This is a genomic window from Citrobacter sp. wls827 (genome assembly GCF_005280875.1).
GTDB lineage: Bacteria > Pseudomonadota > Gammaproteobacteria > Enterobacterales > Enterobacteriaceae > Citrobacter > Citrobacter youngae.
The window spans coordinates 69,948-85,645 of record NZ_SZWR01000023.1; the positions used below are offsets into that span (position 1 = coordinate 69,948).

At 54.2% G+C, this 15,698-nt stretch carries 17 protein-coding genes; 1 reads left to right on the forward strand and 16 read right to left on the reverse strand.

The genetic code is table 11. The features are described from left to right. Window positions 1-51: 51 nt before the first annotated feature. The 16 genes from FDX03_RS19775 to FDX03_RS19850 all read right to left on the reverse strand — a co-directional run bounded on the left by FDX03_RS19775 (window position 52) and on the right by FDX03_RS19850 (window position 14,216). Window positions 52-1,221, reverse strand: coding sequence for a beta-ketoacyl-[acyl-carrier-protein] synthase family protein (locus tag FDX03_RS19775; protein WP_115601345.1), 1,170 nt, complete (start codon window positions 1,219-1,221; stop codon window positions 52-54). 1 nt (window position 1,222) lies between these two features. After that, entirely contained in the window at window positions 1,223-1,780 is a 558-nt protein-coding gene (locus FDX03_RS19780; RefSeq protein ID WP_048213803.1) for a DUF3261 domain-containing protein, read from the reverse strand. 50 nt (window positions 1,781-1,830) lie between these two features. Further along, window positions 1,831-4,149, reverse strand: a complete 2,319-nt coding sequence (locus FDX03_RS19785) for an MMPL family transporter (RefSeq protein WP_137346469.1) — start codon at window positions 4,147-4,149, stop codon at window positions 1,831-1,833. Continuing rightward, window positions 4,118-4,723, reverse strand: coding sequence for an outer membrane lipoprotein carrier protein LolA (locus FDX03_RS19790; protein WP_048213602.1), 606 nt, complete (start codon window positions 4,721-4,723; stop codon window positions 4,118-4,120). Before FDX03_RS19790 ends, FDX03_RS19785 begins: the two co-directional genes overlap by 32 nt. After that, window positions 4,720-5,142, reverse strand: a complete 423-nt coding sequence (locus FDX03_RS19795) for a thioesterase family protein (RefSeq protein WP_137346470.1) — start codon at window positions 5,140-5,142, stop codon at window positions 4,720-4,722. Before FDX03_RS19795 ends, FDX03_RS19790 begins: the two co-directional genes overlap by 4 nt. 3 nt (window positions 5,143-5,145) lie before the next feature. Then, a complete protein-coding gene (locus FDX03_RS19800; protein WP_137346471.1) occupies window positions 5,146-6,837 on the reverse strand; it encodes a glycosyltransferase in 1,692 nt (563 codons plus the stop codon). After that, window positions 6,828-7,181, reverse strand: a complete 354-nt coding sequence (locus tag FDX03_RS19805) for a beta-hydroxyacyl-ACP dehydratase (RefSeq protein WP_061068761.1) — start codon at window positions 7,179-7,181, stop codon at window positions 6,828-6,830. Before FDX03_RS19805 ends, FDX03_RS19800 begins: the two co-directional genes overlap by 10 nt. Next, window positions 7,168-8,529: an AMP-binding protein gene (locus FDX03_RS19810; protein WP_048213598.1), complete on the reverse strand. Its 1,362-nt coding sequence runs from the start codon at window positions 8,527-8,529 to the stop codon at window positions 7,168-7,170. Before FDX03_RS19810 ends, FDX03_RS19805 begins: the two co-directional genes overlap by 14 nt. Next, window positions 8,526-9,107, reverse strand: coding sequence for a hypothetical protein (locus tag FDX03_RS19815; RefSeq protein ID WP_048213597.1), 582 nt, complete (start codon window positions 9,105-9,107; stop codon window positions 8,526-8,528). Before FDX03_RS19815 ends, FDX03_RS19810 begins: the two co-directional genes overlap by 4 nt. Window positions 9,108-9,113: 6 nt before the next feature. Continuing rightward, window positions 9,114-9,365, reverse strand: coding sequence for an acyl carrier protein (locus FDX03_RS19820; protein ID WP_005121566.1), 252 nt, complete (start codon window positions 9,363-9,365; stop codon window positions 9,114-9,116). A 12-nt stretch (window positions 9,366-9,377) separates the two neighbouring features. Further along, window positions 9,378-9,635 (reverse strand): phosphopantetheine-binding protein, encoded by a 258-nt coding sequence (locus FDX03_RS19825; protein WP_048213596.1) that lies wholly within the window; start codon window positions 9,633-9,635, stop codon window positions 9,378-9,380. Next, entirely contained in the window at window positions 9,616-10,431 is an 816-nt protein-coding gene (locus tag FDX03_RS19830) for a lysophospholipid acyltransferase family protein (RefSeq protein WP_061068760.1), read from the reverse strand. The genes FDX03_RS19825 and FDX03_RS19830 overlap by 20 nt, the downstream gene beginning before the upstream one ends. Then, window positions 10,428-11,150 (reverse strand): beta-ketoacyl synthase chain length factor, encoded by a 723-nt coding sequence (locus tag FDX03_RS19835; RefSeq protein WP_048213594.1) that lies wholly within the window; start codon window positions 11,148-11,150, stop codon window positions 10,428-10,430. Before FDX03_RS19835 ends, FDX03_RS19830 begins: the two co-directional genes overlap by 4 nt. Window positions 11,151-11,190: 40 nt before the next feature. After that, on the reverse strand, window positions 11,191-12,252 hold the full coding sequence (locus FDX03_RS19840) for a class I SAM-dependent methyltransferase (RefSeq protein ID WP_040231691.1): 1,062 nt from the start codon (window positions 12,250-12,252) through the stop codon (window positions 11,191-11,193). Window positions 12,253-12,320: 68 nt separating this feature from the next. Beyond that, window positions 12,321-12,698 carry a hypothetical protein gene (locus FDX03_RS19845; protein ID WP_122973906.1) on the reverse strand — a complete coding sequence of 126 codons (378 nt, stop codon included), beginning with the start codon at window positions 12,696-12,698 and terminating at the stop codon, window positions 12,321-12,323. 471 nt (window positions 12,699-13,169) lie between these two features. After that, entirely contained in the window at window positions 13,170-14,216 is a 1,047-nt protein-coding gene (locus FDX03_RS19850; RefSeq protein WP_048213592.1) for an AI-2E family transporter, read from the reverse strand. A gap of 281 nt (window positions 14,217-14,497) precedes the next feature. Between FDX03_RS19850 and FDX03_RS19855 the strand changes: the two genes are divergently transcribed. Further along, the coding region (locus FDX03_RS19855) for an MFS transporter (protein WP_137346498.1) at window positions 14,498-15,698 on the forward strand (1,201 nt) is incomplete at its 3' end.

Consider the following 15,698-nt stretch of genomic DNA (forward strand, 5'->3'; position numbering starts at 1 on the left):
GCAGCATCGGCGCGTCATGCGGTAAATAATCGCCCGGTGATAAATAGTGGCTCATGAGATTCTCCCGAGCAGGATGCTGGCATTATTACCGCCGAAGGCGAACGAGTTAGATAAGATTACCGGGCGAGTCAGCGGCTGCGGTTGTTCAATGATGCCGCAGGGTGGCAATGTTTCATCGCGCGGCGACTGGCTAAAATCCTGCGGTGGCAGGGGCAGGTTGCGTTGCAGAATCAGCATACTGATTGCTGCTTCGGTGATCCCCGCCGCGCCCAGCGTGTGCCCGGTCAGGTGTTTGGTTGAACTGCATGGGACCGTGTCGCCAAATAGCGTGCTCACGACGTTGGACTCAATCTGATCGTTGAGCGGAGTGGCCGTTCCGTGCAGATTGATATAGCCCACGTGTTCCGGTGTCATTCCTGCGTCGTTAAGCGCCTGGCCTATGGCGCGAATGGCACCTTCTCCCTGCGGGTGGGGAGCCGAAATATGGTATGCATCGCTGGATTCGCCGACACCCAGCAGCGCAATGGGCTGTGGCTCGCGGGTTAATACCATCAATGCGGCGCCTTCGCCGATGGTGATCCCATTGCGGTCGCGGCCAAACGGCTGACATCGCGTTGGGGAGAGCGATTCCAGACTGTGGAAACCGTTGATGGGCATCCGACTTAGCGTATCGGCACCGCCGACAATGGCAATATCCACCAGACCAGATTCGATTAAGCGACGCCCGCTCATGATTGCCCGTGCACTGGACGAGCAGGCGGTTGAGAGCGTAAAGGCCGGGCCATCCAGCGCCAGCCAGTGGCTAAGAAAACGCGACGGATCGCCCAGTTCCTGCTGCGGGTAGCGCCAGTCGGTGCTCTCTTTGTCGTTGAGCATCAGATCAACGTGAACGTCACCTTCATTCAGACCGGAGGTGCTGGTGCCGAGAACGACAGCAATACGATCGCGGCCAAACCGGGCGATAGCGTCGTCTACCTGTGGCTGGATTTGTGCCAGTGCAGCCAGCAGTAGCTGGTTATTGCGCGAACGATGTGCGCTAAATTGCTGAGGGATCGCGGGCAGATCACCGTCAACGCCTGCTAATACGGCGGGTGGATGTCCTTGTAGCCAGTTCGCGCGCGGACGCATTCCCGGCGCTATGCCACGTGTGAGGTTGGCGGCGATTTCATCGGTGTTATTGCCCAACGCGTTAATCATGCCAACGGCAGAAATGTAGATCATCTCAGTCACCCAGGTATTGAATGGTGATGTGGTATTTAAATACGTGCTGCTCAATGCTGATCGGTTCGCGTTTTCCTTTGCGATTCAGATACGTGATTTCCGTGACCAGTTTGCCGCGGCTATTGCGCAGTTCACGTGTATCGCCCGTATCGACGAGCGTCCAGCCTTGAGGTAATTGCGGTTGCCAGGCGCTAATTGGCCAATGACTAAGCATCACGTCAGCCAGCACCTGGCTTGCGGGCGGCAGTTGCGGAACGATGATCGATTGTTCGGTGTGCAATCCTTTTTCATCGTAAGTCACGAGGAACAGGCGAATGCCAACTGATGACAACCCGGCCAGTGTGATTTTCTTATCATCAGCATTAAGCATGACCAACAGCGACTGCGTTTTGCCGTTAAAACTTCCGGTCAGCAGCTGTTGTGAATTCACCGCGGGAGAAATCCCCGGAGCAGGTAGCGTCACACGTGTTCCCGGCTCTAACCAGGCTTGCGGGCGGCCTTGCTGTTCCGGCTGTGTGTGGCTGCAACCGGCAAGAATCAGTGCGGCGAGCGCTATCATTAACGGCCTGATAAGGCGAATCCGCCACCCGGCAAAAAATGTCGATAACATCATCTTTTTTTCTTCTCTCTTTTCGTTGGCATCGCCAGCGGTGACAGCAAAAATGCAGTGAAAATACCGCTCACCAATACAATGCCAAAACTGCTGATTGCCTGAGTGGCGCTAAAGACCAGCATGCCGAGCGTCAGGAGCGTAGTCATCATCGCCAGTGTGATAGCCAGTAGCGACGTCAGTGGCGTACCGCGTGGATTACTGAAAAACAGCGTGTAGTTAATGCCAATCCCCAGCACCAGCACCAGTGCCAGCAGCGAGAACAGGTTGAGCGCGTGCCCACTCAGAGCCAGTACCGCCAGACCACAACCTAAAGACAGCACCGAGGGGACCAGGCTAATAAAGCCTTTACGCCAGCCAAGTCGAATGAAGGCGCCACTGGCAATTACTGCCAGCGCAACACATAGCAAGCCCGTCAGAATATGGCGATACAGCGCAAACAGAGTGTCAAAGCTGCTCTTACGATCCACCCACGCAACGCCGGAATATTTCGTGCTGAGCGTGTTTAAAGCATCACTTTGTTTCACTCCTTCAACGGGAACCAGCACGCTGCTTTCACCGTCTGCCAGCGACAGCCACAGTAAGCGCCAGCCTTCACTGGCCGGGCTGGAAAGCCAGGCATCGACGGTGACCGGCATAGCGATAAGATCGGGTTTCACCGTTGCCAGCCCGGCGCTGTTTAAGGCTTTTGTGACGGCGGGCGCGGCATCTTTTAACAGGGTGAGATCCTGCTGCTGCCTGGCGAGCGAATTTAACGGAATAGTGCGATATCCGCTGAGTAATCCGTCTTTTTTTGCCTCTTCCAGCGCGGGAGTAAAGGCTTCCAGTCGCTCCAGCGTTTGTTGAGCGGATTTGCCGTACACGACAAACCACTTCTGGTCGACGCTTTGCCCGGTCAGGGCGGTAATCGCTTTTTCCTGAGCGAGAATGTTCTGCGGTAGCGCCTGTAACTGGGAGATATCATCGTCTACGCGTAGCGTCGCCATGCCTGCCAACGAGAACAACGCGAGCGCCACCGGTAGGCCAACGGATAATTTCTTATTCCGCCGCCAGGCGGCAAGCCAGCGTAGCATGAGTACCATTGCCGGAACCGGGCGCACCGGCAACCTGTGACACAACCATGGGTGCCAGAAAATGACCGTCAGGCACGAGGCACTCAGACCCACCGCCGCGAATACCGCCATCTGGCGAATACCGGGGAAGGGGGCCAGCATCATAATCAGATAAGCCGCCACGGTAGTGAGCAGTGCCAGGAGCAGGGCATTGCGTACTTTGGCAAGGCTTTGCCATGGCGATGTTTCTGCGCCGTGTACCATCCGCTCGGTCAAATAGTAGAGCGTATAGTCGGCGGAAATACCGATGATGCTCATGCTCATCACCAGCGTCATCAGATGGAGTTCGCCAAAAATCAGCAACGTGACGACGGTTCCTGCCAGCGCGCCAATACCAATTGAAATCAGGCACAGCAGCAGCGGACGCAGCGAACGAAACACGGCCACGATGAGCAGGATCACCCCGATCACGGTCGCTATGCCGAGGGTCGAGATATCCTGTTTCGCCTGCTGGCTGGCGTAATCGCTGTAGAACAGCGTTCCGCGAGACAGTAATTGTGCCTGCGGATAGTGGGCTTTGAACTCACCTTCCAGCGTATTCAGCGTGGTGACCAATTGGTGCGTCTGTTGCATATCAAACGATGAGCCGGTCAGCTCGCCATGTAACAGATACCAGTAGTTGCCTTGCTCGTCCTGAGTGACCAGCCAGCCTTCCATCAGGTGTAAACGCTGGCCATTTTTGGCCATGGCCAACTGCGAGCCGCGCATCAGCATGAGGGGATCGTTTTGCAACTCTTTGCCGCTGACACCGGAGAATGCGGAGTAAAGCTGGGACAGGATCCACTGGGCCTGGGCTTCGCCGCCGTTTTGCAGACGAGCGCGGGTATCGTTATCTATCAGGCCGTTACGGTGTTTCCAGAAGAAAGCCCCCCATGCCTGCTGGCTGTCGGCGTCCATCGGGCCTTTCACCTGGGCCAGCGCGTGCGATTTTTGCAGCAGCGTCAGCCAGTCGTGGGCCGCCGACGGGTCCGGTTGCTTACCGGGACTCACCAGCCAGACCAGTTGCCGGTCGAGGCGCTGCATAAAGCCTTCGTTCAGGCTCGGGGGAATGTCGCCCATTGCCTGTTTTGGCAGCATGGCCAGCACGCTGCTATTGAGCCTGGCCTGCGGGAGTAGCGTCAACAAGACGCCCAGCATAATCAGGCAGGCGAGCCCCCATAACAGCGCGGGACGTTTACTGGGCGGCAAAGCGTTGGCGTTCATCATCGGTCAGTTGCGCTGGCGTCAGTTGGTGTTGGGAAAGCGCGATATCGGTGCGATCGCCCTGCTTGTCATTGAGCTGAATGCTCTCCAGGTAGGTCTTGCCGGCTAAATCAATCGTCGCGAAAATCTTATCCAGTGGCGTGGTGATTGGCGTCAGGCGTAACGTCCAGCGCCCCTCCCCTACGTCGGTAAAGGTCACGCGGAAGTTTTGCTCCAGCACCTTACGATCCGCCTGGAATAATGCACGTAGCAGATGATTGAACTGGAACATTTGCGGGTTGTTTTCGGCGGTGATGGTCTGCGGTGGCTGACCGTTAATCACCTGAACCATCCGCTTATCATCAAGCAACAGTTGCATCGGGAACGGCGCGGTTTGGTCCCACAACAGACCCTGGTCACGGGCGATCAGCATTTTGCCCTGAGACCGCAGCGGCTGCGGCAGATCTTTTATCGTCCGGGTTTGATCGAAATGGGCGCGAACGACCGGCTGTTCGGTAAAACGCTGTTGCAGGTCATCAAGCGTCAGGGCGCTGACAAAAGGGCTGATGAGCAGCACCAACAATGGCCATAATTTCATGGCGTCACTCCCATTCGTTCAAACAAAACATCCGGGCTGACAAAGCACAGCTCACGGCTTTTTTCGTCCACGGCGACCTGGATGGTATAGCCCGTTGTGGCGCGTTTTCCTGTTTCAGCATCGAAAATGTCGTAGTCGATACGCAGGCGATTTTCGAACTCTTTAATACGGGCACGCACACGGATACGCTGCTCGAAAGTCAGGGCGTTGCGATACTTCACCCGGGTGTCGACCACGGGCCACAAATAGCCGGACGCTTTCATCTGCCGATAACCGTAATTGAATTGGTTCAGCAGTGCCTCGCGGGCAATCTCGAAATAGCGGAAGTAGTTGCCATGCCACGCTACACCCATCATATCGACGTCGTGAAACGGAATAGTCAGCTCGACTTCAGCCGTAAAGCGGGGATCGTTAAGCACCCTTTACTCCTTGTCTTTGGTGTCCGGCAACTGCCAGAAATCGAAAAAGTTAAACCAGTCGAGTGGCGACTGAAGTGCATAGTGCTCAAGGCGTTCGGCGTAGCGATCGACGGTATTCTGTAATGCCTGTTGTCGGGTGGCACGCGGCAAGAGCAGAGGGTCAGCAAATGGTTCGCAGTGGATGCGTAGTTTCTCCTGCTGGCGCAGGGCGAAAATCAGATCCACCGGACAGCGTAAAATAGACGCAAGAATGAACGGGCCCTGTGGGAAGGGCGCAACTTGCCCCATAAAGCGGCTCCAGCAGACACGCCATTCGCCGCCACGTTGGGTAGTGACTGCGATGCGATCGCCAACGATGGCGATCCATTCGCCACGATCCAGTTTCTCTTTGAGCAGAATGGCGGTATCCGGGCCAATATCGTTCACCGGTAGCAGGTTTAACGCGGCCTGCGGGGCCATCTCTTCCATAATTTTTTTAAAGCGTTGGGCGTTATCGCTAAATACCAGCGCATTGATTGTTTTACTGCCCTGTAGCTGGGCGAGTGCCCGACAGGCTTCGACATCGCCCAAATGTGAGGCCAGCAGCAGTTTTCCTCGCGGGTCGCTGACATTTAGCGTCTCTTCTGCGCCTGGTGCAAAAACAACATCGCGGCCGAGGTGCAGTTCACCGCGCCAGCTGGCAATTTTATCCAGCATCGCGCCGCCAAAACGCAGGAAATGCTGATAACTGGTCAGGTTTGACGGTACTGGCATCCGGCGTGCGATCAGTTGCGCCCGTACGCGGCGAATCCAGCTCTGAGAGGCTTTTCGGGCAGTTGATGCGGTGAGCCAGTAAACGCCGACTACCGGATACAGTAGCAGGGAGAAGGCTTTGCGACCCAGTAAACGCCAGACCAGCAACATCAGACGCATTCCCCACAGCCCTTTGACTTCCTGCTGCTGCGCCCAGTGTGTTGATGAACGACGAAAAAGCAGGGAGGGGATGCGTGGCAACATGCCAAAAAACAGGCGAGTGTGCATTAATGAAATGCGCAGATTGTCTTTGAGCGCGTCAAAATGGGATAGCCCGTCCTGCGGATAGATGACTCGTGTGGGGATAAAATAGCTGGGGTTGCCTTGCCAGTAGAGACGCACCATTACTTCTGTATCAAAATCCATCCGTTTGCCGAGCGTCACGCGCTGTGCCAGTTGCAGTGTAGGTGTCACCGGATACACCCGGAAGCCGCACATGCTGTCTTTTAGCTGCATCGAGAGCGTTTCTATCCACACCCAGATGTGGGTTACCCAGCGTCCGTACAGGCGCGAGCGAGGGACAGAATCATCGTAAATCGGTTGCCCGGAAATGAGCGCTGCCGGATGTTCTTTTGCCAATGCAAGTAGTCTGGGAATATCTTCAATGGCATGCTGACCGTCGGCATCGACCTGCACGGCATGACTGAACCCGGCATCTGCCGCCGCCTGAATTCCGCTAATCACCGCCGCGCCTTTGCCTGCGTTGACCGGCAGGCGAATTAACGTCAGATTGCCGTATTCTGCCGCCAGGCGTGCCAGTTCATCTTGTGTGGTCTTGTCGCTGCCATCGTCCACCACAATGCAGGGGAGATTGAATGGCTGAAGACGATCCAATACGCCCGACATCATTGCGCCGTGGTTATAGCAGGGGATCAACACGCACGGGGAAAACGTCAGCGACATAACCGAATCTTCCCGCTGCTGGCGGTATGGCGCGCTTCACCGTCGTGGCGCTGATAACTAAAAGAGAGCATCTGACGTTCTTCCTGCCAGCTCAGACTCAGGGTGATGGTGGTTCCAGGCAATAGCGGTGACTGGAACTTCACGTTCTGAATACTGTGAAAACGCCAGCCAGGGACCAGCAACGTGGTGGCGTAATGCATCGCCCAATCCAGCTGTGCAACGCCTGGCAGTAGTGGCTGCACGGCAAAATGCCCGCTGAACCAAAACAGCGAAGGGTCGAGATGTAAAACAATCTCAGCCTGTTGAGGCTGTGCCTGATGGCGCTCGATTTCATGGGGTTTCATGAAATAACTCCTGTAATTGCGCATAGACACGCTTGTTCATACTGTTGACCGGAATCTCATCAATCACCCGCCAGTAGCGGGGAACGGCGACCGGCTCCAGCCAGGGCAACAGCGAACGTCGCCAGGTCAGTTCTTGCTGTTTTCCTCCGCATGCGAGCCAGCGTTGGTGGGTTTTGTCATCCAGTACCAGCAGGACGCCAACGCCCTGGCGTCCCCCGCGTGAGACCGGCAATGCCGCGACATCACGTATACCGTCCAGTGCCAGCAAGCGTTGCTCCACTTCGCTGAGTGAAATGCGTTTCTCTTCAATCTTGACGACTCGCCCGCGCCTGCCCATCAGGCGAAACTGACCATTTTCGGTAAATTGCAGAATATCATCCAGCAACAGGCCATCATCAGCGGTAATTAGCGGTGAAAATACACGAAACGCGTCATTTTCTGGCTGAAATCTGACGCCGGGAAAAGGCAGCCATGCCACATCATCTTGATGGCGATAACGCCACGCAAGGATCCCGGTTTCAGTGCTGCCGTAGATCTCATCGGGCCAGACATTCAGCCAGTCAGCAGCCTGTGCGACGTCCTGCCAGGGCAGCATACCGCCCGCAGACAGAATCAGTTCGACCGGCGGCGGTGCCAGGTGGTGGTCGAGGCGTTTCAGAAACGCCGGACTGCTGATAAACGCATACCGATGCTCATGGCTCAGCGCCGCCAGTTGTTCGGCATACCATAGCATTGCCGCGTGCAGCGGCAGACCTAAGGCCATCGGCAAGAAGATACGAAACGTCAGACCATACAGATGTTGCGGAACCACTGACGCGACCACCCGGCAACCTGCGAGACGATCGGCAAAGCGCGTCGCGAGCAATGCCGCTTCGCTATCCAGACGAGCGATCGGTTTGATCACGCGTTTCGGCTGGCCGGTCGAACCGGAAGTGAACAACTCCACAAAGGCGTCGCTGCGTATTGCCGGAAACGTGATGTCGTGGGTCACGGATGTCATAGCAGAACTGACCACCCGTAGCGTTCCCTGCCACTCCAGCGTTTTATCGCTCAGTACGCCGTCAAACAGCCTGTGCTGCTCGTTTAACAACGAAACGCGACAATGCCCTGGGATCACCGGCGTTTTGCCAGCATGTAGCGTGGCCAGCAGCGCGACGATAAATAAATAGCTGTTCTCGAAGCACAATGCCCAGCGCTCACCTTCCTGCTGCTGCAGGTATGTTATCAACTGGGCCACATCATGGCGCAGATGACCCAGCGTCCAGGTATGCTCTTCCTGCCACGCAACAGGGACGTCGTTCGGGCGTGGGTCACAGAGCCATTGCGCAAGTGTGAGGGGCTGCTTCATTGGGTATCTCGTTTTATCACCAGTTGGCGAACTAACCACTCGCCGGCCATCAATGTTCCCATCAGTAAATAGGAAACCATACCGTTCCAGGTCGTCCACAGGGTCATATCGCCATTCAGTGCGGTAAAGAGCGCAACGCTGCCGTTGATGATGAAAAAGGCGCACCAGATTTGTGTCACACGGCGTGTGTAGCGTACTCCTGCCTCGGGCAGATTTGGGTCGCGCAGCCGCGCCAGGCGTTCAACAATGGGCATCGCGGACCAAAGCGATCCGCCAAAAACCGACAGCATCACGGCGTTTACCACTACCGGATAAAACAGCAGCAACTGATGTGTTTTGAGCAGATAACTGGCAATGCACAACGTGATACCCGCAACCGCCACGACCTGTGTTACAACGCGTAACGGCCCCGCCTGTCGCCGGGTCTGGCGAAAGCGTAAAAAAAGGAGTAGCGCCATCAACGGTAGCAACCAGTGCAGACTGTTATGCGCAAGGCCAAACCAGATCAAAAACGGCCAGGCCAACAACAGTAGGCCTGTTAGCAGTTGTACGACTGGCAGCGAGCGAGTGCCCGACACGGTGAATTACGCTTCTTTGAGAAGGCGTTCTACCGCGTCGACGACATCTTGTACGGTGCGTACTGCTTTGAACTCTTCCGGTTTAATTTTCTTACCGGTTTTCTTTTGCAGATGCACGATCATGTCGACGGCGTCGATGCTGTCGAGTTCCAGATCTTCGTACAGGCGCGCCTCAGGCTTAATGTCCTGCGGGTCGACTTCAAATAGCTTGACCAGCAGTGATGAGACTTCTTCGTAAATGGCTTTTTGTTCGGTCATAACGGACTATCCTCAGGCACGTTGCGCGTGAATGAACGATGCCAGCGTGGCGACGGAGAAGAAGTGCTGGCGCATTTCTTCGCTCTCTGCTGAGAGGACCACGCCATACTCGTTTTTCACCGCCAGCCCAAGCTCCAGGGCGTCGATTGAGTCCAGACCTAATCCATCGCCAAAGAGTGCCGCTTCGGTATCAATATCGTCAGCTGTCAGTTCGTCGAGATTCAATGTCGTTATAATGAGATTTTTGATTTCAAGATAAAGCGCTTGCATCATTAATTCCTGAAAGAGGTAAAGTACCTGGTTGTAATTGAAGCAAAAGATGCCGGTTCAACTGCCTTGCGGCCAGCGCCGGTTCTTGTGAATTTGCGTCGTAAAATTGGTCGATCTTAACCCGTTCGTGTACTGAAACGGTAAACATGGGCTTTATCGATGGGACGTCGTACCATTTGCTTTCTTTATCCAGCATTTGTTCGCTGCAGCTTATGGTTACGATGCGTAAATCGCTGCTGCAGCGTACGGCGATATTCGCCGCACCACGCTGTAACGTCATTTCCTCTCCGGGGCGTGTACGGGTTCCCTCGGGGAAAATTAAAATGGTATCGCCTTGTTCCAGACGTTGCTGGCACGCGGGTAACAGCGCATCAGCCTGACTGTTAATCAGATAATCTGCTGCCCGGACCACGCCGCCAAGAAACGGGTTTTTTAGTAATGCGCTTTTCACCAGACAGTCGGTTTCTGGCATGACCGAGGCCAGTAGCACGTAGTCGATGAGCGTCGGATGATTGGCGACGACCAGGCACCCTTGTTCGTTGCGTAAAATGTCTCGTCCTGCAATCTGGTAATCCAGCACGCCAAGTCGCTTCGCCACCGTTAAAAAGAGGCGAAAACTGGCAGCAATGCTGCGTCTGGCGATACGCCGACGTCGGGCTTTATCCCATACTGCGATGAGCAATACGTTAAACCAGACAGTAGAAAGGAGCAGTCCGCCGAGGCCAAACAGGGCAAAGCAAAAACCGGTCATCACCAGTCGCCATACCCAATTAAGCCGCAGGAAAATCGTGTTCATCCCTGACTCCACTGCCACTGTACGCGCTCGCCTGGCAGGGTAAACGCCGCGGTATCTTGCAAATAATGTTGTAAAAACAACAGGCTTTGTGGCAATGGCGTCTCACCTTGCGCGCAGTGTGGACGGGTTTCGCATTGCCAGCGATCACCGGATTCAATAACCAGCGCGACGGCAAACGGCCATGTAGGCATATCAGGCGGCAACTGCGGATGATAAAACTCGGGCAGAAAACCGTCGAAATCGACCATCAATACGCGCTGATATCCCGCCTGTAACAGCCCGATGACTTCGCATAGCCCCTGCTGGAACGTATCCCTGCCAGCGGAAAGCGAGGAGGAGACAATCGGCTTTTTCGCGGCGATGGTCAGGTTTCCCACAGCAGAATTATGCACAGAGAGGGCGAAATCGGTTGGTGAGAGAGCCTGCTCAGTCGCCAGGGCGTGCAGGATCCTGTAGTTACGCTCCAGTTCACCATGGCGGCTGGTGTACAACACGGCATCGATATCATGACGGCGTAGCATCGCCAGCCCGCAATCAACGGCCAGTTTGCTACCGGAGCTGAGGCGGCGAGCCGTCATCATCGGTAACTCGCTGAGTTTAGCCAATGGCGCGGTGGGATCGATGGCGTGCGAAAACCGTGACCATTCATGCCACTGTTCTGTTTCGCTTAATCCTGGCGCCTTGGCCTGCCAGTCGATAATGTTGAAAGCAAATTTCATCAACGCGTATCCGCGGTAAATCGGTTGTTCCGATTGTTTCTTATTTTTTCTTCTGACATATCAATAAAGTATGCCCAACACCTAAGTTGTCGTGGCGTTCATCTACCTGAAAACCTGCCTGATTCAGATAGTGATAAAACTTCTCTACGCTGTAGAAGCGGCTGTTGCCATTCGCCATACAGGTAAAATAAAGCGAAGACGCATTCAGGCTAAATGAGGCCGCTTCAAATTTTTGGGCATCCCAAAACAGTTCCATAATGCACAGCTTCGCGCCCGGTTTCATCACCCGAGCAATGTTGCTCAGAATGGCGATAATTTGTTCCGGGGAAAAACAGTCCAGAAATTGGCTCATCCACCAGATATCTGCCTCTGCGGGTAAAGGCGAGTCGCTAAGCATATCCACAGCATGGAAATTTATGCGATGGGATAATCCCGTATTTTCGATATTTTCGCGGGCAAGTGCAATTTGTTGCGGCAAATCTAATAGAGTGACTGCAATATTGTCATCATGTTGACAACAACGTAATGCCCATTTCCCGGTATTTCCGCCGACATCGTACAGGGTTGCAGGGGCGCTGGCGAATACATATGGCAATGCGGCATCAAATGCGCCATCTGAATAGTAATGATCGAAAGCGAACCAACTTTCACGCGCAGCCAGGGGTAATTGCGACAGTGCAGGATAGATTGTTGGCCAGTCGCCAAAAATTTTTAATCCCGCGGGCTTCCCTTCTTTCAGCGCATTCTCCAGATAGAACAGTCCCTGATAACAAACATCCTGGGTGAAATCCATATTCACACGCGTCATCGTGTCATGTAAAAGGAAGTGGCCGACTTTAGCGAGGTAATAATATCCTTCTTTGTGGGTAATAATTCGCCCACTTAACCCCATATCCAACAGGATGCTGGCGGCATATTCGTTGATGGTGCTGTTTTCGGTAATTTCGTCGAGCGTGGCGCCGCGTTTACCTTGCTTGTCCAGCCAGGTGAGTACTCCCGCATTTCGCAGACACAACGCGGTTTGAAAAAGCATAGGGGCAAAGGCGATACGTTGTGCTTCAGTAATGGCATCCAGTGCGCTAAGCGAATCCTGTTCGTACATGTGGGGACAACCTGTTAAATGGCAGAGAGTAAGAGTATCGGGCCTTTTCGGCCCGACTTTAGGCGTAATTACAGATTGGCACCGGCTGACAGATTGAGCTGGATGTCTTTATCCAGATTGCGTACCCAGCGGTTGTAGTTTTTATGAATTTTTCCACCAGAAGCCTGCAGGTTAAGGCTGCTGTCGTATTTAATGTCATAGCTGGTGGCGGTATAGGTGATACGGACTTCAGCCACATGATCGCGGGTTTGTTGGCGTGCTTTAATGACACCAGGACCGGCTTCAGACATGACCCATTGGCGTTGAATGCCCGCTTTCAGAATGGCGGTTTTAACCTGATCCTGAGTGTGCCCCGCGCTTACGCTGGTGTGAACTTGATCGATCGGCGCAGTACGTGCACATCCCGCCAGCGCACCGACAACGGCAATGGCCGCAAACCACTTAATATACTGTTTCATTAAAACTCCCTCTCAAAGTACTGTTTATACGTGTTTAATAATAAGCTTCGAAATAATGATCACCCTGCAGTTCCCGTGATTTTATTTAAGCTAAATCAGCATTTTATTTCACGTGTCCGATAGCAAGGCGATGAGGTTGCCGGATGGTAATATTCGGTGACTTTCTTCAACGGAAATTTTTCAGCGTAATCATCGGCGAGAAGTATAGATTTTTAGATAAAACGTATCAAATAAAATAACCTTTAAATATAGGCAGATAGTTTGAGTTAAATGCTGTGGGGGGATTCATTATTCTTATGTGGTTTGGCAAAGACATCCATACGTTGACTTATGTATTTTCTTTATTAAAAAATGAAATCCTTTTCACTCTTTATTTAAGATAAATTGCGATATATACCTGTATGGATATCAGTTTAACGGGCATATAAAAAGATAAAAACTACCTCGGTTGGTAGTTTTTCAGGGTAGCCGACTTTTGGGTCTGCCGGGACCCAGCAAAATGGCCAGTTTGCTGCCACCGGTGGTGGTTTCCATCCAGATTTTACACACGCTGGTTAACGGCACAGAGAGCAGCATGCCTACCGGGCCGAGCAGCCATCCCCATACCAACAGAGAGAGGAAGACAATTAGCGTCGATAATCCCAGGCGATGCCCCATCATGCGCGGCTCGAGGATATTGCCAATCACCATATGCACCACCAGAAACAGCGCGCCGACCAGTACGCATTCGTAAATGCCGTTGAACAGCAGCGCCTGAATCATGGGCGGCACGGCGGAAATAACCGAGCCTATATTGGGCACATAATTGAGCAGGAAGGCCAGCACGCCCCACATCAGAGCAAACTGAATCCCCATCAGCGCCAGTCCCAGCCAGACGATAGCGCCAGTCCATAGGCTGAGCAACGTTTTCAGTGCCAGATAGTGAGATACGCCCTTGAGCGCCCGATGCAGCCCCGCAATATGGATTTGTGGGTTGTTCAGCGCAAAGCGCAGCTTATAAGGAACATGGCGCACCTCAAACAGCATAAAGACGACCGTCATCACCAGCAGAACGACGCTGGCCATGGCGCCAGAGAGGCTGGTCATCAGTGTGGTGGTGAAGGTCATGAGTTTATCGGAATCGATACGTTGCAGGATGCGCTCTGGCGACATATGCAAATTCAGAAAGGGCACCATCTCTTGCAGATACAGGACTTTGCGCGTCAGCTCCTTATTGTATTTGGGTAGCATAGCCATGAATTCCGTGATCGAAGACGCCAGAACGCCGATCAGTGCCGTGAGGACGAACAGCATGACCACCACTACGAGCGTAATGGCAACCGGGCGGCGTACTCCCCGGCGAATAAACCAGGTGACCAGCGGATTCAACACAATGGCAAAAAAGAGAGCCAGCAGCAGTTGCACAATGATATCCGCCGCGGCATGAATACCGGCGAGGATCACCACCAGCGCGGCCAGTTTAAGTAAAATGTGCAAACCTGTTTTGTCAGGCTGAATGGTTGTCATGTCTTCTTCCTGTTTGCGTTTTTGCATTAAGAGCTCATCCCAGTAGGCGTTATTGGCGCAGACAGTTTGAACACGGTCAGCGCGGAAGAACCGGAGCGTACACGCAGTACGTGAGGATTCTGAGCACTGCCCAGGTTCGAAATGGCAAGCAAAATAGCCCTAATGGGGTTGGCTCTAAGTGTAGCGGCTGGCTTGTGACTGATATTCCTAAACTGGCTGCTGATTTATAGTCTGCAACATGGTAGAAATGAAACACTGTTGTGAATATGTGGTGACCCTCCATGCCCGAACCCGTCGCTGAACCGACGCTGAGCGGTTTACGCCTTAATCTGCGCATTGTCTCCGTGGTGATGTTTAACTTCGCCAGCTATCTGACCATCGGCCTGCCGCTCGCGGTATTGCCGGGCTACGTCCATGATGTGATGGGATTCAGCGCCTTTTGGGCTGGACTGGTCATCAGCCTGCAATATTTCGCTACGCTGCTGAGCCGTCCACATGCTGGTCGCTATGCCGATTTGCTGGGGCCGAAAAAGATTGTGGTATTCGGACTGTGCGGCTGTTTTTTAAGTGGTCTGGGCTATTTACTGGCGGGCTCAACGAACGGCTGGCCGTTGGCCAGTCTGCTGCTGCTATGCCTGGGTCGCGTGATCCTTGGGATCGGGCAAAGCTTTGCCGGGACTGGCTCTACGCTGTGGGGCGTAGGGGTTGTGGGTTCAATGCACATTGGACGGGTGATTTCATGGAATGGCATCGTGACCTATGGCGCGATGGCGATAGGTGCGCCGCTGGGCGTACTGTTTTATGCCTGGGGTGGCTTACAGGGGCTGGCGCTGACGGTAATGGGCGTGGCGCTGCTGGCGATACTGCTGGCGCTCCCTCGTCCGGCGGTAAAGGCCAGCAAAGGCAAACCGTTGCCGTTTCGCGCGGTGCTCGGACGCGTCTGGTTGTACGGCATGGCGCTGGCGCTGGCCTCGGCCGGCTTTGGGGTGATCGCCACGTTTATTACCCTGTTTTACGACGCTAAAGGCTGGGACGGCGCGGCTTTCGCGCTGACGCTATTTAGCTGCACGTTTGTCGGTACTCGTCTGCTATTCCCAAATGGCATCAACCGGTTAGGCGGGCTGAATGTGGCGATGATCTGCTTTAGCGTCGAGATTGTTGGGTTGCTACTGGTCGGGATGGCTTCCATGCCGTGGATGGCGAAAATTGGTGTTCTGCTGGCCGGGGCCGGGTTCTCGCTGGTTTTCCCGGCGCTGGGCGTGGTAGCGGTAAATGCCGTCCCGCAGCAAAATCAGGGCGCTGCGCTGGCGACCTACACGGTGTTTATGGATTTATCGCTGGGGGTTACCGGGCCGCTGGCTGGGCTGGTAATGACGTGGGCGGGCGTGCCGGTTATCTATCTGGCGGCGGCAGGGCTGGTGGCTGTGGCGTTATTGCTGACCTGGCGGTTAAAAAAACGGCCTCAGGTAGTGTCACCGGAGG